We start from the raw sequence: 21,190 nt of genomic DNA, 5'->3' as shown, positions 1-21,190 counted from the left end.
AACACCTCACTTCGTCCGGAGCGCCGGCGCGAGCTGCCTTATCGCATACGACATCCCGATGTCCGTATCTTCGTCGCAGAGCCGCGTCGTGCCCAGGAACATCTGTGGCGTCGAGACAGGGAGCTTGTTGTCCACGATGTAGCGGAGCATACGGTTCAGCCGCAGCGCCGTCTCCTTCGAGTCCATGCATGCGTCGAGCCCTGGCCAGCGCTGCCGGATCGCCGCCTGCACGTTGGCGGTGCCCGCGCCCGCCTTCGCGCCCTCGAGCAGCGTCTCCTGGTTCTCGTAGGCCCACTCGAGCACATCCATCGCCCGGTGATCGCTGCACAGGATGGCCTTCGAGAGGAGGCACGAGCCCGGGTGCACCGGCCGGTCGAGCATCCAGTTGCACTCGCTGTCCAGCGGGAAGAGCACCAGCGTCGCGTCGAGCTTGTCGAACACCCCCTCGGACACGAGCCGCTGGTGGAACGCCTTGCAGGTCGGGCAGAGCGGGTCGACGAAGAGGGTCGCCGGCTGCACCGCGCCCGGGCGCGTCACGTGGAGCAGGGCGCCGTTGGGCTCGGTCGGCTTCTCCAGCTTGCCGCAGCCGGTCATGTAGCTCGCGTAGCTCGGCAGCGCGCTCGCGTAGAGCAGCGCCGGCGTCACCGTGCACACGGCGAGCGCGACGAGCCACCCCGGCAGGAGCAGCAGCGAGCCCACGCGGCGCGGGGGGCCGGCGGGCGCTGCGGCGGCGCCGCCCGGCCCGTCGACCCCGAGGGGCGCCCCGGGGACGGTGGGCCCCACCCCGGCCGCGCCTGCCGACGAGGGCGCGCGCGGCGCCGCGCTGGACCAGGCCGCGGCGCGGGCCGCCCTGCGGTCCTCGAGGAACGCCCAGACGCCGCCGGCCGCGAGCAGCGCCGACGAGATGTACATGCCGACGCACGTCTTGCAGAACACCCCGAGGCGCATCGCCGAGATGGTCGCCATCAGGAGCGACACGGCGAGCGGCGTGAGGCCCGCGACGAACAGGAAGTGCGCCGCGCGCCGCGGCGCGTGCTGGGCCGAGAGCAGCACATAGAGCGCGAACGCCGCGAAGAACGCGAACGCGCCCAGGGCGAACAGCGAGATGGGGATACCGCCCCAGAAGCTCTCGCGGAACAGCGCGGAGTAGGGGCTGTACATGGCCACGCGGCACGCGGTGTCGGCGCCCGCCTGCGCGCCGAGCCCCGGGACGAAGCTGCAGTGCAGGTCGTGGACCTGCCGGTCGAGGTGCCGGATGTAATCGAACGTCGATGAGGCGCTGAACGCGAGTCCCAGGAGCGACCCGCTGAGCGCGAGCGCTGCAGGCCCGCGAGGACCACGACTGCCTGACATGGCCGAGTGGATTACGCGACGTCGGGCAACGCGTCAAATAAGGACGCCTGTGCGCGCGGGCGTCGCCCGCGCGCGATGACGCACGCGCACGCGCGCCGCGCGGCCCAGGGGGCGATCGTCCCCGCGCCGCGCTGAGCCCGCCGGCAGGCTTCGCCGAGCCCGCCGGCCCAGCGCCTCGCGGCGCGCGCCGCGAGACGCGGGGCGCTGGTCGGCGTTGCCCACGCGATCGGCCGCTGCTAGGAGCCGGCCCGGGGGGATTCGGGATCCCAGAGCCAACCGATGACGACCTCTGCACCCGGCGCGGCGAGCGGCGCGCCCCTTCCTGTGAAGCTCGGTCCGTTCGACGCCGAGTTCCTCGCGGACCTCCCTTACGACCCCTCGGTGCTCTTCTTCGACGAGCTCCTCGAGGTGGACGCCGAGAAGGGCCTCGTGCGCTGTCGTATGCCGACCGACAGGCCGATGCCGCTCGTCGACGCGCAGCGGGCGCATCCGCTGCTGCACCCGCGCCACGTCGCCGGCGGCATCATGGTGCACGCGACGGGGATGCTCGGCTTCGTGCACGCCTACCACCTGCTCGGGTTGCGCCACCGCGAGGGCTGGATCGGTTATGGCACCAACATTCACCGGGTGGTCTTTCGCAAGCTGGTCCAGCCGGGCGCGCCCATCGAGGCGACGTGCGTGGCGACGCGCTCCCGGCTCGGCGTCAAGCGGCACATGATCCGCTATTCGTTCGAGTTCCGTCACGAAGGCAGCGTCTGCTACGAGGGCGATCAGACCGCCGTGTGGATGCGCGTGCACGACGTTCCAGCCACGGATTCCCGACCCGCGCTCGAGGACCCAGAGCGATCCCTCGCTTGACCCGCGCGTTCGTCTCGTCTACCCGCCCTCCCCATGCAGGATTTCGATGCAGGATCGATCGTCCCGTCCACACGCGATCTTCTCCAGGTGATCTCCACCCGCAGGAAGAACATGGCTCTTGTCGGGCTCGTCGGCTCGGAGGCGCCCGCGGAGGATGCGGCGCGGCTGCATGAGCTCAACATCTCCGCGCTCGCGTTCGCCGAGGCGGGGCCCGCCATGCAGGGGGCCGCGCTGGCGACGAGGACGGTGCCGTCGCTCTGCCTGTCGCGGGTGAGCGATCGCGACGGCGCCCTCGCGGCGCGCTACCACGGGGCGGACGGGGTCTGCATCGACGCGACGCTGCCGCTCGACGACTGGGACCGCCTCGCGAAGGGGGCGAGGACGATGCGTATGCTCCCGCTCGCGCTGGCGGAGAGCAAGGAGGGGGCCGAGGCCGCCGCGAAGGTCGGCGCGCGCGTGGTCCTTGTCCGGTGCGCGTCGGCGGACGCGGTGATCGAGGCCGTCGCGTCGCTCCCGAGGGCGCTCACCGTCGTCGCCGAGGTGCTCTCGGCCGACGTCGACGCGCTCCGCCGCCTCGTCGGCCACGTCGACGCGGCGATCGTCCCGCCGGGCGTCCACAAGTCGGCTCAGTTCCCGGCGCTCGTCGCCGAGGTCGATCCCTGAGCGCTGAAAGTTCGGGCCGCCCCTCGACGGCGCGGGCTCCCTCCTCCACGATCCGGCCTCGATGAGCAACGCTCACGGACTGGAAGAGCGGCGGCGCGCGCTTCGCGAAGGGGCGCTCGTGCAGGCCATGCCCGAGCTCGGGACGCTGATCGTCACCGGCTCGGACCGGCAGACCTGGTTGAACGGCCTGGTCACCTGCGATCTCGCGCCGCAGAAGCCGCTGCCTGCCGGGGCGAAGGCCGCGCCTCCCGCGGGCGGCGCGTACGGGCTCAACGTGGGGAAGACCGGGAGGATCTTCGCCGAGGTGTGGATCGTGATCGCGGCCGATCGCATCTACGTCGGCGCGCTGCGGGAGCGCGTCGAGCAGCTCCGGGAGATCTTCGAGCGCTACCTCATCATGGAGGACGCCGAGGTCCAGGACGCCTCCGGCGAGCACGCCTGGGCGTTCGTCCACGGCCCGCGGTCCGCCGAGCTCGCGGCGGCCGGGCGCGCGGCCGGCGCCGAGGCCGCGATCGTCGACTGGACCGGCCTCGGGGGCGCGCTGCTCGTGGCGCCCCGGCAGGCCGAGGGCGCCGTCGTCGAGGCGCTCCTCGCCGAGGGCGAGGCCCGCGCGGTCCTGCCGGTGACGGCGGCGGCGTGGGAGGTGCTCCGGGTCGAGAACAACGTCCCGCGGTTCGGGGTCGACTTCGACGACCAGAACTTCCCGCAGGAGGCCTCGATCGAGGAGCGCGCCGTGTCGTTCAACAAGGGGTGCTACCTGGGGCAGGAGACGGTGTTCATGCTCCAGGCGCGCGGCCACGCCAAGAAGCGGCTCGTGCAGCTCGCCGTGGAGGGGGAGGGCGGCGTGCCCGCGGGCGCGGAGATCGCGCTGCCCGACGGCGCGGCCGTCGGCACCGTCACGAGCCAGGTCGAGGATCCGCGCGGGACAGGGCTGCTCGCGCTCGGCTACGTCAAATACAAACACGCCGTCCAGGGCGCCGCGCTCCGGGTCGCCGGCCGGGCGGCCGAGATCACGCGCGCGCCGAGGGCGGGGGACGGGCCGGGTCGGGCCAAGGTCTAGCGCCCCGCCGTCGCGGACGGACGGCGGGCCGGAGGAGCGCGGACAAGCGATCTCAGGGGAAGATCTCGCGCTCGCCATACACCGCGGCGAGCCGCTGCAGCGCCACGGCATAGGCGGCGAGGCGCAGCGTGCACTTCTTCTGCCGCGCCAGCTCGGTCACCTCGCGGTAGGCCCGCTTCATCGCCTTCTCGAGCCGGGAGTCGACCTCCTCGAGCGTCCATGTCTCCGAGCGCTTGTTCTGCACCCACTCGTAGTAGCTCACCGTGACGCCGCCCGAGTTGGCGAGGACGTCGGGCAGGATATGGATCCCGCGCTCCAGGAGGAACTTCTCCCCCTCGGGCGTGCACGGCCCGTTCGCGCCCTCGGCCACGAGGCGGACCTGCAGCCAGCTCGCCTCCTCCACGCCGACCTGGTTCTCCAGGGCCGCCGGGATGAAGATGTCCGCCTTGAGCCGGAAGAACTCCTCTCGGCTGATCGGCTTGCCGGCAGGGTAGCCCGCGATCGAGCGGTTCTTCTTCACGTAGTCCTGCAGCTTGTGCGGATTGAACCCTTCCGGATTGTAGAGATACCCGGTGTGATCGCCGACAGCGACGGTCGAGGCGCCGAGCTTCGACAGGAGCACGGCCGTGTGCGAGCCGACGTTGCCGAAGCCCTGCACGAGCAGCGTTGAGCCGCCGAGGTTCACGTCGTTGTCCTCGGCCCACTCGGTGATGCAGTGGACGACGCCCTGGCCCGTCGCCTTCTCGCGACCGTACGTGCCGCCCGACGCCACCGGCTTGCCCGTCACGACGCCCTTCACCGCCTGCTTGAAGAGCTGGCCAACGGTGTTCATGTACGTGTCCATGGCCCAGGCCATGGTCTTTGCGTCGGTGCCCATGTCGGGAGCCGGGATGTCCGTCTCCGGGCCGATGTTTCCGCCGAGCGCATGGAAGAAGCGGCGGGTGATCCGCTGGAGCTCGGCGCGCGACACCTCGTTCGGGTTGAACTTGATCCCCCCTTTTCCGCCGCCGAGCGGCAGGTTCATGAGCGCGCACTTCCACGTCATCATCGCGGCCAGCGCCTTGAGATCATCGAGCGATACCGTCTCGTGATATCGAATGCCCCCCTTGAACGGCCCGAGGAGGTTGTTGTGCTGGATCCTGTAACCCTTGAAGAGCCGGATGCTGCCGTCATCCATCCGTACAGGGAAATTGACGATGATCTCGTTCTTCGGCTGGCTCAGGATCGTGGTGATGTAACCCGGCAGCTCGATCAGTCGGGCAGCCTCGTCGAGGTAACCCTGGACGACTTTGAAGAACTCGTATTTGTGCCTGTGGCTCGGAGCAGCAGGGACGCTCACTGGCGGAGTCGTGGTCTTGGTACTGAGCTGTTCTTCCATGGCTATGTAACTTTCTAGTGCGCTGAGCCCTTCCGTTCAACGTCGGGCGCAACCATGCGATGCGTCATCGCGGTTCCGGACGGGCGGAGCGATGCGTCAGGCTGCCAGTGTGCGAGGAGGCGCCGCGTTGACGGCAGGAGAGCCGCGTCGGGGGCGAGGCTGCGGCGCGTGCGTGCGATGCGGGTGTCGCGCATCGATGGATGCGCGGTGTTGGGACGGCGCACGGCGCACGGCGCGCGGCGCCGTTCAGGGCCTCGACCACAGGACATACAGATACGTGATGGTCCCGGTCACGAGCAGGGCATCGACGCGGTCGAGGATGCCGCCGTGGCCGGGCACGATCCCGCCAGAGTCCTTGATCCCGAAGGAGCGCTTGAACAGGGACTCCCCGAGGTCTCCCGCCTGACCGAGGCCGCCCGCGACGATCGCGAGCGCGAGCGCGTCCACGAGCGGCAGCGACCGGAGGAACCAGAAGTGAGCAAGGAGCGCGCCGATCACGGCGAAGAGCAGGCCGCCGAGCGCGCCCTCGACGGTCTTCTTCGGGCTCACGGCCTCGTAGAGCTTGCGCCGGCCGAGGAAGCGGCCGGCGAAGTAGGCGCCGGTGTCGGAGAACCAGGAGAGAAGCATCGCCAGCACGACGAACGAGGGGCCGTCGGCGCCCCCGTCGCGGCGGAGGAGCGCCAGCGCGCCGAGACCGCCGCCCACGTAGAGCGGGCCGAAGGTCATCGCCAGCACGCGCAGCGCCGCGGTGCGCATCTCGCCGAGGCGCACCAGCGTGATGAGCATCGCGACGAACGGGAGCAGGAAGATCAGCGCGAGGAGCGCGCCCGGAGAGCCGCTGAATCGCCAGATCACGCCGAGGACGGCGAGGGTGAGCGCGACGCCGATGGCCCGCGCGACGCGGTCGTCCGCGTGCGTCATCGCGAAGAACTCGAGCGCGCCGATGGCGGAGGCGACCGCGACGAGCGCCGCCCAGCCCCAGCTCGGGCCGAGGTAGAGCAGCGAGAGGAGCAGGGGAGCGGCCACGAGCGCGGTGAGCACCCGCATCGTGAGGTTGGAAGCAGCCAATCTCAGACCCCCGTCCGTGAGCCATCGTGGGAAGCATGCGAAGCGGGCGCGGCGATCTCGTGCGCGCGCCACGGCCGCTCCGCGTCGAGCGCGCCCCGCGCGCTGGCCGGCTCGCCCCCGGCGCCACCCTCCGCGTCGTGCGCGGGCGAGTCGGCGCTGTCGCGCCGCTGGTAGGCCGCGATGGCGGCGAACAGGTCGTCCTCGGTGAAGTCGGGCCACAGCCGCTCGGTGAACGACAGCTCGGCGTACGCGGCCCCGTAGAGCAGGAAGTTGGAGAGCCGCTGCTCGCCGCCGGTGCGGATGATGAGATCCGGCTCGCCCACGCTCAGGCTCGGCAGCCGCGCGGCGAGCAGCGCCCCATCGATCGACTCCGGATCGAGCCTGCCGGCGACCGCCTCCATCGCGAGCTCGCGCGCCGCGGCGGCGATCTCCTCGCGCGCGCCGTAGGACAGCGCCAGCGCGAGCGTCATCTGGCGGTTCGTCGCGGACGCCTTCCGGAGCGGGTCGAGCACGTCGCGCACGCCCTCGGGGAGCCGGCTGATGTCGCCGATCGCGACCAGGCGGATGTCGTTCTCGAGGATCTCGCAGCGCTCGCTCATCAGGTACTCGCGCAGCAGCCCCATCAGCGCGTCGACCTCGTTCCGAGGCCGCGCCCAGTTCTGCTCGCTGAACGCGTACAGCGTCAGCGCCTCGACGCCGAGCCTCCGGCACACGCGCACGATCCGCCGCACGGCGGCGCTGCCGGCCTTGTGTCCGGCCTCGCGCGGCTCGCCGCGCAGCTCTGCCCAGCGACCGTTGCCATCCATGATGATTCCGACGTGGCGCGGGAGATTTCTGGCTTCTACGAGGTTCATCGGCGGGGGCAGTTTCCTCTGTTGACTACCGACTGTCGACTGTTGAGTCTTCACGCCCATGAGCACAGGGGTTGGTCTCACGGTCACGCTGCGCGTCAGGATGGGCGCGCACGACGCACATTACGCGGGCGAGCTGTGCGATGGAGCGCGTATTCTCGCGCTCTTCGGCGACGTCGCCACCGAGCTCCTGATCCGTCTCGACGGCGACGAGGGGCTCTTCCGCGCGTACGAGGCGGTCGAGTTCCTCGCCCCGGTCAGAGCAGGCGACTTCATCGAGGCGACCGGGGTGGTCACCAAGGTCGGCGCCACGTCGCGCGCGATGGCGTTCGAGGCGCGCAAGGTCGTCGCCAGCGTCCGCGAAGCCGGGGTGGCGCCCTCGGCGGCCGACGCGCTGGCCGAGCCGGTCATCGTCTGCCGGGCGCTCGGCACCTGTGTCGTCCCGAAGGAGCTCCAGCGCCGGCCGCGCCTCGTCCTGCCGGCGCTGTCGGCGCCGCCCCCGGACCACGCGCAGCTCCCGGAGCCGCGGCCCATCATCACGCCGCCCCCCCGGATCCTGGTCACGCCGCCGCAGAGCGCCCTCATCCTGACGGCCGCGATCGTCGGCGCGGAGACGACCCGGGCGCAGACGCCGCACCTCCCCATCACGGCGCGCGAGCTCGCCGACGAGGCCGCCCGCTGCCGCGACGCGGGCGCCTCGGTGGTCCACCTGCACGTCAGGAACCCGGACGGGTCGCCGAGCCAGTCGCGCGCGCTGTTCGCCGAGGCGATCGCCGCGATCAACGAGAAGACGGACGTCATCGTCCAGACGTCGACCGGGGGCGCCGTCGGGATGGGCGTCGACGAGCGCGCCCAGCCGCTGCTCTGCAGCCCCGAGATGGCCACCCTGAACTGCGGCACGATCAACTTCGGCGACGGGATCTTCGACAACACCCGGCCCCTCATCCGGGACATGGCGGCCCGCATCCACGCCGGGGGGAGCGTCGCCGAGCTCGAGTGCTATGAGGTCGGCCATATCCATGAGGCGCTCAGCCTTTTCGCCGAGGGGCTGCTTGCGGAGCCGCTCCACTTCCAGTTCGTCCTGGGGGTGCCCGGCGGCATCGCGGCGCGCGAGGACGTGCTCCGGTTCATGATCACCCAGATCCCCCAAGGCGCCACCTGGGGCGTCGCCGCCGTCGGCCGCCACCAGCGCCCGATGACCGAGCTCGCCATGCAGCTCGGCGGGCACGCGCGGGTCGGGCTGGAGGACAACATCTACCTGGACAAGGGCGTGCTCGCCGAGGGGAGCGCGCCGCTCGTCGCGCGCGCCGCCGCCTTCGCGCGGAGCGTCGGCCGCGAGGTGGTCGAGCCGGACCGCGCGCGCCAGCTCCTCGGGATCCGCCCGCGCACCGCGGCGGCCCAGGCCGGCGCGGCCTCCGGAGGGAGCGCGCGCGCGCAGGGATGACGGACCGACCGCTCTCGCCGTGGATCGATCACCTGCGCGGTCGGCTCCCGATCGCGCTCGGCGTCGCTCTTCTCGGGGCCGTCGTGCGGCTCTCGACCCCGCCCCCGCCGGCGCGGACCGCGGACGCCATCGCCGGGATGCTTGGGGAGGCGATCGGCGGCGCCGTCAATCCGGACGACTTCGTATGGGAGGAGCGCGGCGGGTTCTTCTCCGACGCGCTTCTGGGCCGCCGGGTGCTGTTCCTTGGCGTCCCGCGCGTCCCGCGCGTCGCGCGCCCGGGCGCCGCGGAGCGCGGGCCCGAGGCGGAGCGCGCGCCTGACGGGCGCGGCGCCGCCGACCTGTACCGGGCGCGCGTGCGGCTCACCCGCTCCGGCCGGCCGGTGAGCCTGGACGGCGTGCGCAACCTGACCGGGACGCCCCTCGGCGACGATCGCGGCCTCGTCGCCCGCGGCAGCCGCGTCGCCGTGACCACCACCGCCTTCGGCGTCGTGCAGGGGATCACGCAGCTCGATCTGGGCGGCGATGGGCGCGCGGGAGCGCGGCCCGTCGGCGAGCGGCTCCGCGCGGCGATCGACGGCTGGCTCGAGACCGGGAGCGTGGACGGCGCGTCGCGCACCGAGATCTCGTTCGACGACCCGCCCGCGTCTGCGCGGCTCGACCTCGTGGACGAGGGCCTGGTGATGGCGCTCGGGCCGGAGGCGGTCCCGGCGGCGCTCAACGCCAGCACCGGCGAGGTCGACACGGGCGGACGTGATCCGTTCGTCGCCCGCGCGCACCACCTCCCGCGCCGCGTGCCCTCGCTCAGCGAGCTCGCCGGGCCGTCCGCCGAGCGCCTGCTCGGTCCGACGGCGGCGGCCGCGGTCGAGCGGCTCGTGCTCGCCGCGGATCGCGCGGCGGCGAAGCTGCGCGCCGCGCCGGCCGCCGCGTACGTGACCCGCGGCCCCGCGTCTGCCGAGCCCGCGCCGGAGGGGTGGCCTTCGCTCTGGCCGCCGCCGCCGGTCGCGCCGGCGGTCGATCCCCCGCTCCCGGGGGAGGGCGCCTGGGTGCTGGTGGCTCCCTCGCTCCCGCGCGCGCTCCCCGGCGTCGAGGAGGATCCGCAGCGCCCCTCCAGCCCGTTCGCCGCGACGACCCTCCGGCCCGATCCGCGGCGGCCAGAGCTGCGCGTCCACCTGCTCGCGATCGACACGCGGCACATCCGGTTCACCTTGCAGGCGGGATACGAGGCCCCCAGGCCGACCGTCGGCCCGCGCGGCACGGGGCAGCTCCCCCACGCGTCGACGCTCCGCGGCGCCATCGGCCTCGGCGCCTCCACGCGCGAGCCGGGCGCGCCCCACGCGGGGACGGAGGCGCTCGGCATGGTCGTCGGCGGCCGCGCGCTCGTGCCCCCGCGCGACGGCGCGGCGACGCTCGGGGTCGACCTCTCGGGCCGGCCGTACTTCGGCGCGTGGCCGTCCGGCGGGGACGTCGAGCGCGTCCCCTGGGCGCTATGGCAGCGTCCGGCGGCGGCGAGCCCCGGCGCGCCCCGCGCGGAGGGAGCCACGCGCTTCCCCTGGGCGCTCTGGCAGGGCTCTTCGCTCTTCGAGGCGGGGAGCGCCGCGGCCCCGCTCGCCATCCTCGCCGGCCCTCCCGCGGAGCGCGCCCCGGCCAGCGCGACGCTCTCTCCCGGCGACGGCGACGACCTCGTCGTCGAGCGCACGGCGCTGTGCATGACCGACCGCGGCTTCGTGGTCCACGCGTGGGGCAGCGCCCTCGACGCGGCCGCGCTCCGGGCGGCGCTCGAGCGCGCCGGGTGCCTCGCCGGCGTCTCGCTGGGCAGGGCGCCGGACCCCCTCGGCGTCGCCTTCCTGAGCCCCCAGCAGGACGGCGTCTTGACCGCCGAGCGCCTCTCGCCCGCGATGTCGATCGCGCCGCCGGAGCACGCCGCGGCCGCGTCGCCGCGCCCTTTTCTCTTCTTCGAGTCGCGCTGGACGCACGGTCCCCCGGCGCCGGACCTGTCGCTGCCGGGCGAGAGCGTGGGCTGGGCCGAGGACGGCGGCGCGCAGCCGCCCCCGGCGTGGAGCCCGGCCGTGTACGCCGCCGACACCGTGCACCTCGGCGCGCAGGTCCGCGTCCACGCCTTCGCTCCGGGCCGGTTCCTGTTCCGACTCCGCGCCGGCTCGCGCGAGATCTCGCCGCGGAGCGCGCCGAAGCTCGACGCCGAGGTGCCGGCCGACGAGCGGCGGCAGGTCCTCGCGGCGATCGGCGTCGGCACCGGCCGGCGGCGGGGCCCGCGCGGGCTCGCCGTGGGCGGCACCGTCGGCCTTCGCTTCCGCGGCGAGGGAGGCTTGCTGCTGGTCCGCCAGGGCCGCGTCGAGATCCGCCCGGCGGGCGGCACCCCGCTCGCGCCGGGCGCGGACGCGACCGAGCTGCCGCTCACCGCCGACGACGGCAGGCTGCGGCCGGAAGCGCGCGAGATCGGGACCATGCGCCGGCGCAGCGCTGCCTGCGTGCTCGACGACGGCACGCTGCTCGTGGCCACGACCACCTTCGACAGCGACGAGGCGACGACCGAGGCGCTGCTCGACCTCGGCTGCGCCCGCGTGGTCGCGCTCGATCGCGGCGCGCACCGCAACGCGTTCGTGCACCGGGCCTCCGGGGACCCCGCCCTCCAGCAGACCTACGAGGAAACCGCGCTCTTCGCGGTCGGCGTCGCGATGCCCGGCCGGGCGCGCCGGCTCGTCCCCTGAGCGCGGGCGGCGGTCAGGCGTGGGACAGCATGCCTCGCAGCATGCCGAGCGCGCGCGTGTGCAGCTGCGAGACGCGTGGCTCGCCGATCCCGAGCTCTGCGCCAATGTCCTTCAGCTTCGCCCCTTCGAAGTAGTACATGCCGATCACGCGCCGCTCCCGCTCCGGGAGCTGCGCGATCGCGAAGGACAGCGCCCGCCGGGTCGCCTGCGCCGAGATCGCCTCGATCGGGTCGTCTTCGCCGGACATGTGCACCGACTCCTCGGTCGGGGTCACCTCGCTCAGGCTCACGAAGACCGTCGCGCCGCCGACCCTGCTGGCGGCTTCCGCCTCGACCGCCTCGCGCGCTCGCCGCGAGAGCCAGTCCTGCGCGCGGAGCTCGTCGACGATCGCGCCGCGGATCCGGAGCTTCGCGTAGCCGGCGAACGTCTCGCCGTCGCTCCCGCCGTTCTTGCGGAGCGAGTCGACGAGCCCGAGCATCCCTGCGCTGAGCAGGTCGTCGCGCTGCACGTTGGGCGGCAGGTGGCGCGACACCTGCCGCACCAGCTTGCGGACGAGCGGGAAGTACCCCCGCAGCACCTCCGGGCGGAGCGGCGCGCACGTCGGCTCGTGGTCGCGCGGCCCGCCCGTGCAGGCCGCCTCGGGACAGCGCGGCAAGCTACACGGGCCGCTGTCCGGCTCGACGTTCGGCTCGCTGTCTGGCTCCAACAGCTGCCACGGACCCTCGTAGGTGCAGGCCGACGTGACCTCCACGGATTCCCAAATTTCGTGCGCGCATCTTGACGCGGCCTCCGCCGACTCCCAAAGCTCGCGGGAGAGCGACGCCCCCGGCTCCTGCACCGCGACGCTCGGCGCTCCATCGAGGCCGAGGGCAGAAGGCGCCTCGATCAGTGCGTGCTCACACGGAACGACCGGACACGTCGCGCCAAAAGCGACCGGCTGGACGAACCCGCCCGCATCACAGCATGCGGGGAGCGACATGGGAGGAGCGAGCCCCTCCCGCTGCAGTCGGGTCGATTGCTGCACGTGAGGAGGATTGGTGCCACAACTCTCGCAGCGTGCAAGGCAGAGCCGTGCAATTGTGTCTGGTGCGTATGTTCAGTGTGTGGATTATAGCCAGCGGCCGGGACAGCTCACCTTTTCGCGGGCGAAGTTTCAGGAGCAGGGGTGGGTGAACCTGACCCCAGGACCTTCTCCGTCTCGTTACCGCCGCGCACCGTGTCCGAGTTTGTCCCTGTAGTATTCATGGGTTGCGGCTGAGGGACACGGGGCTCGCCTGACCCATATACCTCTTCTTCTGCGGACACGGGGACATCGCGCGCCGCTTCATCAGCCGCAACAGAACCCTTCGCTCCCCCGTAGCGCGGCGCCTCTCCAGGTCCCGAGTAATCCACCCAGTACACTTTATCTGATCTGACGTCCAGGTGAACGAACGTAGAGTTGGGATAATATCCGACACCTGCGTTGCGGAAACCTCGGCAGAAATCGCGGACCACGGTGTTGGGTACGCCCTCGACCATGAAATCGACGGCGCGACCGTGGTTGTGGTTGGAGTGCGGGGTGTACTGGGTGGGTGAGTAGGGGCGATAACCGCTGACGACGCGGAGGGGCCTGCCGCCGAAGTGGTCGCTCACCATGCCAATCAGCGTGGCGAGCCGCGGATCGATGGGAATCGAGGCGGTGGGGGACGCGCGCATCAGCCGGCTGAGCTTGGGGAGGGCCTTGGGCACGAGCCGCCCCTTCGGCGTGAGCAGCCGGACGTCCAGCCGCTCGGCGCCTCGCACCAGGCGGACCCATCCGGGGCGCTTGGGGCGCTGCGCATAGCGCTTGTTGGGCGGCATCGCCCCGTCCCTCTTCGTCGACCCCTTCCCAGGGGGACGGCCCTCGGCGTCGCGCTCCTTCGCGCTGGCGCCGCGGCTCCGCTCCCGCTCGTCGCGCAGCGCGGCGGCCCGGCCGGGCGCGGCGCGCGTGGACCGCGCGCGCGCGCCGGGCTCACCCCGCTCCGGGATCACGAGGACGAGGCCCGGATGGATCCGCTGGCCAGGCTTGAGCCCGTTCGCCTCGCGGAGCGCGTCGACCGTGATGCGGTACCGCTTCGCGATCTTTCCGAGCGTCTGCCCGGCGTAGACCGTGTGCTGGCCGTCCTCGGCGAGCGCCGCGCCGGGCGCGGCGCTCAGGAGAAAGGCCGCCGCGAGGGCGGCGAGCGCACATCGCAGCCGCGACGGCGGCGATGACCAAGAGGTGGGCTCCATCGCGGCCCCGGCGCGGGGGCCGATGCCGCAGAAACGGGAGAACTCCGGATGCATGAGGGGACTCTGACCTGACGTCATCCGTGCCCGACGACCGAGCCCCGGACGGTGCTACCCTGGGCTGGCGCGCGCTCGCCGGCCCGAGCCGGCGGCGCCGCACCGCATATCGAACTTCGATAGGCGGGCGGGAGGCGAGCGTAAAGCGGTTTTTTGCCCAGCGATCGTCGGTGGTGCGAAGCTTCGCCAGAAGCGACCAGAGGCGATCACAGGGGATCGGGCGCCCGGGAGCCGGGCAACGCAGCCCGGGCTTCCCTTGCTTCACCACGGCGGGCGCGGAGCAGGACGGACGGGATGTCGGAAGGCAAGAACTTGATCGGGGTCGATATCGGATCGAGCGCGATCAAGATCGCTCAGATCAAGGAAGGCCGCAGGGGCTATGGCCTCGTGCGGCTCGGTTACGCGCCGCTCGCGCCGCAGGCCATCGTCGACGGCCACGTCATGAACGCGCAGGCCATCGTCGAGGCGCTCGGCCGGGCCTTCTCCGAGGCCAAGATCCGCCAGCGCGAGATCGCGCTCAGCATCAGCGGCCAGGCGGTCATCATCCGCAAGATCACGGTGCCGCTCATGACCGCCGCCGAGCTGGACGAGCAGATCCAGTGGGAGGCCGAGCAGCACATCCCCTTCGACATCAAGGACGTCCACGTCGACTACGAGGTGCTGCGCCGGCGCCCCGAGGCCGGGCAGATGGACCTCCTGCTCGTCGCCGCGAAGCGCGACGAGATCAACGACTACACCCAGATCGCCAGGACGGCGAAGCTCAAGCCCATGGTGGTCGACATCGACGCGTTCACCGTCCAGAACCTGTTCGAGGTGAACCGCGGCATCCCGCCGGACCAGACGTTCGCCATCATCAACGTCGGCGCGAGCCTCGCGTCGATCAACATCGTGTCGCGCGGCGCGAGCGCGTTCACCCGCGACATCGGCAACGGCGGCAACTACATCACCGAGCAGATCCAGCGGAAGCTCGGCATCAGCTTCGAGCAGGCCGAGGAGTTCAAGTGCGCCAGCGTGACCTCGGGGCCGGGCGGCGTGCCCGCGCAGGTCATCGAGACCATCGAGCAGGTGTGCGACTCGATCGCGGGGGAGATCCAGCGCTCGCTCGACTTCTTCCTGGCGACGAGCGGTGAGGGCGACATGCACCGCATCTACCTGACCGGCGGCTCGTCCAACCTGCCGGCGCTGCCCGCCGCGATCGGGCGGCGCGCCCGGGTGGCCGTCGAGCTGATCCAGCCGATGGAGCGCATCACCGTGGAAGCGAAGGAAGTCAACCAGGAGCTGCTCCGGCTCCGGGCGGCGCAGTTCTGCGTCTCGCTCGGGCTCGCGATGCGCAAGGACCGGGAGAAGCGCTCGTGATTCGCGTCAACCTTCTCCCGCAGCGGCGCGGCACGCGCGGGGCCGCGCCCCAGGCGAGCCAGCGGTGGCTGCTCGTCACGCTCGGCGTCGTGATCCTCGAGATCGTCGCGCTCTTCCTCTTCCACCAGACGAAGGTCGAGGAGCTCGACGAGCAGAACCGGAAGAACTCGCTGCTGCAGAGCCAGATCCAGGACATCCGCACGCTCGTGGCGAACCACGAGGAGATCAAGAAGGCGCTCGAGGTGCTGCGCGCGCGCGAGGACGCGATCGCGAAGCTCCAGGCCGCGCGCAGCGGGCCGACCGCGGTGCTCCTCGAGCTCGCGCAGCTGCTCACGAACGGCAAGGGGCCGACCGCCGACCCGGACAAGCTCGCGCAGCTCCGCAAGGAGAACCCGCTCGCCGTCTACAACCCGTCCTGGGACAGCCGCCGGCTGTGGCTCACGAGCTACGTCGAGTCCGAGCGGACCGTGCGCGTCGAGGGGCTCGCGCGCGACGGCACCGACGTCTACGAGCTCGCCCAGCGGCTGAAGCTGTCCTCGTACTTCTACGACGTGCAGCTGCTCCCGGGGAAGAAGGAGAACGAGAAGGAGTCGCGGCTCGAGCTCGTCTCGTTCGCGCTGCAGCTGAAGGTGAGGTACTGATGGCCACGAAGCCCATGCCCGTGCAGGCCGGCTCGGCGCTCGACCGGCTGCCGCCGCTCGCCAAGCTCGGCGTCGGCGCGCTCTTCGCGGCGCTCGTCGGCATCCTGTACTTCGTCGGCTTCTACGCCGACGTCGACTCGCAGATCGAGGGCGCCGCGCAGAAGCAGGGGGTGCTCCAGGCGGAGCTCACCAAGGCGCAGGCGTCCAAGGCCGCCTACCAGAAGGACCTCGACGAGAAGACCCGCCGCGAGCAGATGAGCCGCGAGCAGAAGAAGATCCTCCCGGACGAGTCCGAGACGCCGGCCTTCCTCTCGGCCATCCAGGGCGTCGCGACCGTCTCCGGCGTCAACCTGACGTCATGGAGCCCCACCGAGGAGATCCCGCAGGAGTTCTTCTCCAAGGTGCCGATGCAGCTCACGCTCTCCGGCAAGTTCCACCAGGTGGCGAAGTTCTTCCACGGCGTGGGTCAGCTCGATCGCATCATCAACCTCGAGGAGGTCGAGATCAAGGAGCCGAAGGTCGTGGGGAGCGACGTGGAGGTCAAGGTGGAGTGCCTCGCGACCGCGTTTCGCGCCGTGCGCGCCGGGGAGACCGCGACGAGCGGCGTGAAGCGTCGCAGCGGCGGAGGTGTGCGGTGAAGGCCGGCCGGATGATGCTGCTCGCCCTCGGGGCGACCACCGCCGCGGCCCTCGCGCTCGCGGGGTGCGAGGAGGAAGAGCCGATGACCTCCTCCACCCAGCCGCGCCCGCCCGGGGCGCCGGCCTCCGCCTCGCCGCCGCGCGCGCCCGCGGCCGGCGCCGGGTCCGCGGCCGCGGACGCCGGCGCGCCAGAGCTGCCGCCGCTGCCGCTCCGGGAGTTCCAGGAGGCCGACTTCTCCGAGAGCGACCGGAGCCGCGACCCGTTCCGGAGCTTCGAGTCGCTCTTCGCGACGCAGGCCCGGGGTCGGGTGACGATCCAGCGCCAGGTCCTCGTGGATCGCTTTGCGCTCGACGAGCTCAGGCTGGTCGGCGTCGTCTCGCGCGCGCCCGCCCGCGCGCTGCTCACCGATCCCACGGGGCTCGGGTGGGTGGTGAAGGTGGGCGATTTCGTCGGCAAGGCCGAGATCGTGCACGCGGGCGGCCCCACGGGCGTCGACGTGGCCGTCAACTGGCGCATCGATCGGATCCGCGACTCGGACGTCGTCTTCATCCGCGAGGACCCGTCGCACCCGGAGATCCCGCCGACCACGCGCGTGATCGCGCTGAGGCCGCTCGGCGAGGAGAACGAGGCGGCCCTCGGCGCCCCGTGACCGCCACGAATTGGGCCCGCGCCGGGCACCCGAAGTAGCCTCCCGGCAGCGTGACGCAGATCTCGCGTCACCGCGAAGCGGGAGTGCAATGAAGAGCAATCGAGACTATCGCCCGAGGCGGGGCGCGCTTCGCCGTGCTGCGGCACTCGGGGTGATGTTGATCCTCGGCGCTCCTGCGGGAGACGCAGACGCCGCCGCCCCGATCAAGGTCAGCGACGTCAGGCTCACGGCGCCGGACGAGGGCAAGGCCGAGATCGTGGTCGCGACGACCGGCGAGCCGCGCTTCTCGGCGCGGGTCGCGGACGGCGGCAAGCGGCTCCTCATCGACCTCGAGGGCGCCGAGGCAGGCGGGGCTTCCGGAGCGATCACGAGCGGCAACGCGATCGTGGCCGGGGTGATGACGCAGGGGTTCGGCAAGGCGACCCAGCGGACGACGCGGGTGCTCGTGCAGCTCGCGCGCCCGGCTGCCTACCGGATCCGCGCCGAGCAGGGCGCGCTCGTCATCGAGCTCGCCGCCGCCGACGCGACGGCGCCCATGGCGGCGCGGGCCCCGGCCGGCCCCGCGGCGGCGGCGCCGGAGCGCGAGCCGGCGACGATCACCGACGTGCGCTTCGAGCACCAGGCGACGCTCGATCGGGTCGTCATCGAGCTCTCGTCGATCCCGGGCTACCGCGAGTCGACCGGCAAGGGGGGGCGTCGCGTCATCGAGCTCAGCGGCGTCCGGCTCCCCGACGCCCTCCAGCGCAAGCTCGACGTCGGCGCCTTCGGCGGCCCGGTGCGGGCCATCTCGACGTTCCGGCGCAACAGCGACGGCTCCAGGGTCGTCGTCGAGGTCGAGCAGGTCGAGGGCGCCTCGGGCGTGGTCGCGCGCGAGGGCAACGCGCTCGTGCTGAGCGTCGCGAAGGGCGCGCTGCCCACGACGCTCTCGGGGATCGCCGCCGACGGCGGCGCGGCGAGGCGGACCCGCACGGTGGCGCGCGAGGCGCTCCTCGACGACGGGGCGCCGAAGGTGGAGACCTCGTTCGAGGGCGCGGCGAGCAGCCAGGAGTCGCTCGTCGAGCCCGACCAGGCCGGCGCCTTCATGCCCGCGATCGCCGGGCAGCAGCGGCGGTTCACGGGGCGGCGCATCGACCTCGACCTGAAGGACGCGGACATCCACAACGTCCTCCGGCTGATCTCCGACGTGGGGCGGGTCAACATCGTGACCGCCGACAACGTGACCGGCACGGTCACCATCCGGATGCGCAACGTCCCGTGGGACCAGGCGCTCGAGACGGTGCTCCAGGCCAAGGGCCTCGGCGTGGTCCGGCAGGGCAACATGATCCGCGTCGCCCCGATCGCCGATCTCAACAAGGAGCGGGAGCTCGCGATCGCGCGGCGCAAGAGCGAGCTCCAGCTCGCGCCGCTCGAGACGCGGCTCATCCCGATCAACTACGCGGAGGCGAAGGACCTCCAGGAGCGCTCGAAGGATATGCTCTCGCCGCGCGGCTCGCTGGCGGTCGACGAGCGGACCAACGTGCTCATCGCGCGCGACGTCGCGGGGAACCTGAACCAGATCGAGGAGCTGGTCCGCTCGCTCGACACGCAGACGCCGCAGGTGCTGATCGAGGCGCGCGTGGTGGAGGCGACGAGCCGCTACGTGCGCGACATCGGCATCCAGTGGGGCGGCGACGGGACGTTCAGCGCGGCGACCGGCAACCCGACGGGGCTCGTCTTCCCCTCGGCGATCGGCATCGCCGGCGGCGCGACCGACTCGAACAGCCCGACCGGCGGCCTCTCGACCTCGACCTGAAGGACGCGGACATCCACAACGTCCTCCGGCTGATCTCCGACGTGGGGCGGGTCAACATCGTGACCGCCGACAACGTGACCGGCACGGTCACCATCCGGATGCGCAACGTCCCGTGGGACCAGGCGCTCGAGACGGTGCTCCAGGCCAAGGGCCTCGGCGTGGTCCGGCAGGGCAACATGATCCGCGTCGCCCCGATCGCCGATCTCAACAAGGAGCGGGAGCTCGCGATCGCGCGGCGCAAGAGCGAGCTCCAGCTCGCGCCGCTCGAGACGCGGCTCATCCCGATCAACTACGCGGAGGCGAAGGACCTCCAGGAGCGCTCGAAGGATATGCTCTCGCCGCGCGGCTCGCTGGCGGTCGACGAGCGGACCAACGTGCTCATCGCGCGCGACGTCGCGGGGAACCTGAACCAGATCGAGGAGCTGGTCCGCTCGCTCGACACGCAGACGCCGCAGGTGCTGATCGAGGCGCGCGTGGTGGAGGCGACGAGCCGCTACGTGCGCGACATCGGCATCCAGTGGGGCGGCGACGGGACGTTCAGCGCGGCGACCGGCAACCCGACGGGGCTCGTCTTCCCCTCGGCGATCGGCATCGCCGGCGGCGCGACCGACTCGAACAGCCCGACCGGCGGCCTCTCGCCGTTCGCGAGCCAGGTCTCGAACCCGAACTTTGCGGTGAACCTGCCGGCCATCGTCGGCGCCGGGCAGGGCGGCGCGCTCGGCTTCACGCTCGGCTCGATCAACAACACCGTCAACCTCGGCGTCCGGCTCTCCGCGGCCGAGGCGAGCGGCATGCTGCGGGTCGTCTCGAGCCCGCGCATCCTCACGCTCGACAACCGGGAGGCGCGGATCAGCCAGGGGACGCTGATCCCGTTCTCGCAGATCAGCGCCCAGGGCGTGCAGACGACCTTCCAGGAGGCCAAGCTCCAGCTGCTCGTCAAGCCGCACGTCACCTCGGACGGCAGCGTCGCGATGCACGTGAAGATCAACCGCGACGAGCCCGACTTCAACCAGACGTCGGCTCGCGGCGACCCGACCATCCTGAAGCGCGAGGCGGAGACCGACCTCCTGATCATGGACGGGCACACGGCGGTGATCGGCGGGATCTTCACCCGCAACACCGGCCGGAACCTCGATCAGGTGCCGTTCTTCGGGGACATCCCGGTCCTCGGCCTCCTCTTCCAGCGGCGCCGCGCGAGCGACGTACGGAACGAGCTCGTCATCTTCCTCACGCCGCGCATCGTGAACCGCGCCGAGGCGCTCGGCCGATAGCCCCGGGGCGCGGCGCGCCTCGCCGCGCCCTGAACCCCCTCAGGCGCGCTTGCGCCGGGCCGCCTCCCGCGGGCTCGGGGCGGTGTCCGTCACGACGCCGCGCAGCCACGTCCGCGCGGGATCGCCCTCGGTCCGGCTGTTCCACGCCATCGCGATCTCGATGGGCGGCAGCTCGAACGGCAGGTCGAAGGTGCGGAGCGGCACCAGGCTGGAGAACGCCCTGCCGAGGCGTGTGGCCACGGTGGCCACGAGATCCGACGCGGTGATGGCGTGCGGCACGAGGAGCACGTGCGGCACCGTCATGGCCTCATGGCGCGCGATCCCGCGCGCCGTGATGAGATCGTCCGCGACCCCGTCGTGGGCGCCGCGCCTGGGGACGACGACGTGCGGGAGGGCCGCGTAGGTCTGGAGATCGACCTGCCCGCGCGCCGTGGGGTGGCTCATGCGCGCGAGCCCCGCGAAGCGATCGTCGAAGAGGGGCGCGCGGCGCAGGTCGGAGGGGAGGCTCTCCTGCGGGAAGACGCCGATCGCGAGATCGATCTCGCCGCTCCGGAGCGCGTCGACGGCGCGGCCGTCGAGCGGGAGCAGGTGGAGCGCGAGCCTCGGTCCGCCCTGCGCCAGCGCCGCGTTGAGCCGCGGCAGGAGGACGAGCTCCACGTACTCCGTGGCGGCGATCCGGAAGGTGCGATCGCTCGTCGCCGGGTCGAACGCCGGCGTCGTCTCGCCGAAGAGGCCCGCGAGATCGTGGACGATCGCGGCGACCTGCGGCGTCATCGCCTCGGCGCGCGAGGTGAGCGCCATCTGCCGGCCGACCCGGATGAGCAGCGGGTCGGAGAAGAGCTCACGCAGCCGCGTCAGCGCGTGGCTCATGGCGGGCTGGCTGAGGCCCACCCGGCGGGCCGCGAGCGTCACGCTGCGCTCCTGCAGCAAGGCGTCGAGCGCGATCACCAGGTTGACGTCGATCGCCGAAAGATTCACTCCGAGAATATAGGATGAACCATGTATCCATGATGTGGATACTTTCGTTTTCTTGCGCGGGCGCGCGGCGTGCGTGGCGAGGATGCGTGATCCCCCGCCTGCGGGCGCTGTCGTGCGGCCTGCGTGGCTGCTAGGGTCGCGCGCGGCTCCCCCCTGATC

General features: G+C 72.2%; 18 protein-coding genes. 11 read left to right on the top strand and 7 right to left on the bottom strand.

Going from position 1 to position 21,190, the window contains the following annotated elements; all coding sequences use genetic code 11:
* Nucleotides 1-6: 6 nt before the first annotated feature.
* Nucleotides 7-1,353 (bottom strand): vitamin K epoxide reductase family protein, encoded by a 1,347-nt coding sequence (locus tag WMF39_RS33330; RefSeq protein ID WP_437740507.1) that lies wholly within the window; start codon nt 1,351-1,353, stop codon nt 7-9.
* A 279-nt stretch (nt 1,354-1,632) separates the two neighbouring features.
* Between WMF39_RS33330 and WMF39_RS33325 the strand changes: the two genes are divergently transcribed.
* From WMF39_RS33325 to ygfZ, 3 genes are all read left to right on the top strand, one after another.
* Nucleotides 1,633-2,211, top strand: coding sequence for a hypothetical protein (locus WMF39_RS33325; RefSeq protein WP_437740506.1), 579 nt, complete (start codon nt 1,633-1,635; stop codon nt 2,209-2,211).
* A gap of 33 nt (nt 2,212-2,244) precedes the next feature.
* Complete coding sequence (locus WMF39_RS33320; RefSeq protein WP_437740505.1) at nt 2,245-2,874, top strand: hypothetical protein; 630 nt, start codon at nt 2,245-2,247, stop codon at nt 2,872-2,874.
* 61 nt (nt 2,875-2,935) lie between these two features.
* Complete coding sequence (gene ygfZ, locus WMF39_RS33315; RefSeq protein ID WP_437740504.1) at nt 2,936-3,934, top strand: CAF17-like 4Fe-4S cluster assembly/insertion protein YgfZ; 999 nt, start codon at nt 2,936-2,938, stop codon at nt 3,932-3,934.
* Nucleotides 3,935-3,986: 52 nt separating this feature from the next.
* On the opposite strand, the gene WMF39_RS33310 is transcribed toward ygfZ, so the two are convergent.
* From WMF39_RS33310 to uppS, 3 genes are all read right to left on the bottom strand, one after another.
* Entirely contained in the window at nt 3,987-5,312 is a 1,326-nt protein-coding gene (locus tag WMF39_RS33310) for a Glu/Leu/Phe/Val family dehydrogenase (RefSeq protein WP_437740503.1), read from the bottom strand.
* Between the two features lie 246 nt (nt 5,313-5,558).
* Complete coding sequence (locus WMF39_RS33305; RefSeq protein ID WP_437740502.1) at nt 5,559-6,380, bottom strand: phosphatidate cytidylyltransferase; 822 nt, start codon at nt 6,378-6,380, stop codon at nt 5,559-5,561.
* A 2-nt stretch (nt 6,381-6,382) separates the two neighbouring features.
* A complete protein-coding gene (gene uppS / locus WMF39_RS33300) occupies nt 6,383-7,234 on the bottom strand; it encodes a polyprenyl diphosphate synthase (RefSeq protein WP_437740501.1) in 852 nt (283 codons plus the stop codon).
* Nucleotides 7,235-7,292: 58 nt separating this feature from the next.
* On the opposite strand from uppS, the gene WMF39_RS33295 reads away from it, so the two are divergent.
* Both WMF39_RS33295 and WMF39_RS33290 read left to right on the top strand, forming a co-directional pair.
* Nucleotides 7,293-8,675 carry a 3-keto-5-aminohexanoate cleavage protein gene (locus tag WMF39_RS33295; protein ID WP_437740500.1) on the top strand — a complete coding sequence of 461 codons (1,383 nt, stop codon included), beginning with the start codon at nt 7,293-7,295 and terminating at the stop codon, nt 8,673-8,675.
* The gene (locus WMF39_RS33290) at nt 8,672-11,401 is read left to right on the top strand and encodes a hypothetical protein (RefSeq protein WP_437740499.1); all 2,730 of its coding nucleotides are present in this window, start codon (nt 8,672-8,674) and stop codon (nt 11,399-11,401) included. Before WMF39_RS33295 ends, WMF39_RS33290 begins: the two co-directional genes overlap by 4 nt.
* A gap of 13 nt (nt 11,402-11,414) precedes the next feature.
* On the opposite strand, the gene WMF39_RS33285 is transcribed toward WMF39_RS33290, so the two are convergent.
* Nucleotides 11,415-12,152, bottom strand: a complete 738-nt coding sequence (locus tag WMF39_RS33285; RefSeq protein WP_437740498.1) for a sigma-70 family RNA polymerase sigma factor — start codon at nt 12,150-12,152, stop codon at nt 11,415-11,417.
* 380 nt (nt 12,153-12,532) lie between these two features.
* Nucleotides 12,533-13,651: a DUF882 domain-containing protein gene (locus WMF39_RS33280; protein WP_437740497.1), complete on the bottom strand. Its 1,119-nt coding sequence runs from the start codon at nt 13,649-13,651 to the stop codon at nt 12,533-12,535.
* Between the two features lie 348 nt (nt 13,652-13,999).
* Between WMF39_RS33280 and pilM the strand changes: the two genes are divergently transcribed.
* The 6 genes from pilM to WMF39_RS33250 all read left to right on the top strand — a co-directional run bounded on the left by pilM (nt 14,000) and on the right by WMF39_RS33250 (nt 20,053).
* Nucleotides 14,000-15,061: a type IV pilus assembly protein PilM gene (gene pilM, locus WMF39_RS33275; protein WP_012238809.1), complete on the top strand. Its 1,062-nt coding sequence runs from the start codon at nt 14,000-14,002 to the stop codon at nt 15,059-15,061.
* Nucleotides 15,058-15,702 (top strand): PilN domain-containing protein, encoded by a 645-nt coding sequence (locus WMF39_RS33270; RefSeq protein ID WP_437709480.1) that lies wholly within the window; start codon nt 15,058-15,060, stop codon nt 15,700-15,702. The genes pilM and WMF39_RS33270 overlap by 4 nt, the downstream gene beginning before the upstream one ends.
* On the top strand, nt 15,702-16,340 hold the full coding sequence (locus WMF39_RS33265; protein WP_437740496.1) for a type 4a pilus biogenesis protein PilO: 639 nt from the start codon (nt 15,702-15,704) through the stop codon (nt 16,338-16,340). Before WMF39_RS33270 ends, WMF39_RS33265 begins: the two co-directional genes overlap by 1 nt.
* Entirely contained in the window at nt 16,337-16,990 is a 654-nt protein-coding gene (locus WMF39_RS33260) for a pilus assembly protein PilP (RefSeq protein WP_437740495.1), read from the top strand. The genes WMF39_RS33265 and WMF39_RS33260 overlap by 4 nt, the downstream gene beginning before the upstream one ends.
* A gap of 154 nt (nt 16,991-17,144) precedes the next feature.
* Entirely contained in the window at nt 17,145-18,782 is a 1,638-nt protein-coding gene (locus tag WMF39_RS33255) for an AMIN domain-containing protein (RefSeq protein WP_437740494.1), read from the top strand.
* 41 nt (nt 18,783-18,823) lie between these two features.
* Nucleotides 18,824-20,053 (top strand): type IV pilus secretin PilQ, encoded by a 1,230-nt coding sequence (locus WMF39_RS33250; RefSeq protein ID WP_437740493.1) that lies wholly within the window; start codon nt 18,824-18,826, stop codon nt 20,051-20,053.
* Nucleotides 20,054-20,092: 39 nt separating this feature from the next.
* Here WMF39_RS33250 and WMF39_RS33245 read toward each other — a convergent pair whose 3' ends face one another.
* A complete protein-coding gene (locus WMF39_RS33245; protein ID WP_437740492.1) occupies nt 20,093-21,031 on the bottom strand; it encodes a LysR family transcriptional regulator in 939 nt (312 codons plus the stop codon).
* Nucleotides 21,032-21,190 lie beyond the last annotated feature (159 nt).

This window comes from Sorangium sp. So ce1504, assembly GCF_051521635.1.
GTDB lineage: Bacteria > Myxococcota_A > Polyangia > Polyangiales > Polyangiaceae > Sorangium > Sorangium cellulosum_B.
This window is presented reverse-complemented; position numbering and strand designations above follow the sequence as displayed.

What these genes read in the sequence shown, in the direction of transcription:
- WMF39_RS33330 (WP_437740507.1), bottom strand. Translation starts at nt 1,353, where the DNA reads ATGTCAGGCAGTCGTGGTCCTCGCGGGCCTGCAGCGCTCGCGCTCAGC.
- WMF39_RS33325 (WP_437740506.1), top strand. Translation starts at nt 1,633, where the DNA reads ATGACGACCTCTGCACCCGGCGCGGCGAGCGGCGCGCCCCTTCCTGTG.
- WMF39_RS33320 (WP_437740505.1), top strand. Translation starts at nt 2,245, where the DNA reads ATGCAGGATTTCGATGCAGGATCGATCGTCCCGTCCACACGCGATCTT.
- ygfZ (WP_437740504.1), top strand. Translation starts at nt 2,936, where the DNA reads ATGAGCAACGCTCACGGACTGGAAGAGCGGCGGCGCGCGCTTCGCGAA.
- WMF39_RS33310 (WP_437740503.1), bottom strand. Translation starts at nt 5,312, where the DNA reads ATGGAAGAACAGCTCAGTACCAAGACCACGACTCCGCCAGTGAGCGTC.
- uppS (WP_437740501.1), bottom strand. Translation starts at nt 7,234, where the DNA reads ATGAACCTCGTAGAAGCCAGAAATCTCCCGCGCCACGTCGGAATCATC.
- WMF39_RS33295 (WP_437740500.1), top strand. Translation starts at nt 7,293, where the DNA reads ATGAGCACAGGGGTTGGTCTCACGGTCACGCTGCGCGTCAGGATGGGC.
- WMF39_RS33290 (WP_437740499.1), top strand. Translation starts at nt 8,672, where the DNA reads ATGACGGACCGACCGCTCTCGCCGTGGATCGATCACCTGCGCGGTCGG.
- WMF39_RS33280 (WP_437740497.1), bottom strand. Translation starts at nt 13,651, where the DNA reads ATGGAGCCCACCTCTTGGTCATCGCCGCCGTCGCGGCTGCGATGTGCG.
- pilM (WP_012238809.1), top strand. Translation starts at nt 14,000, where the DNA reads ATGTCGGAAGGCAAGAACTTGATCGGGGTCGATATCGGATCGAGCGCG.
- WMF39_RS33265 (WP_437740496.1), top strand. Translation starts at nt 15,702, where the DNA reads ATGGCCACGAAGCCCATGCCCGTGCAGGCCGGCTCGGCGCTCGACCGG.
- WMF39_RS33255 (WP_437740494.1), top strand. Translation starts at nt 17,145, where the DNA reads ATGTTGATCCTCGGCGCTCCTGCGGGAGACGCAGACGCCGCCGCCCCG.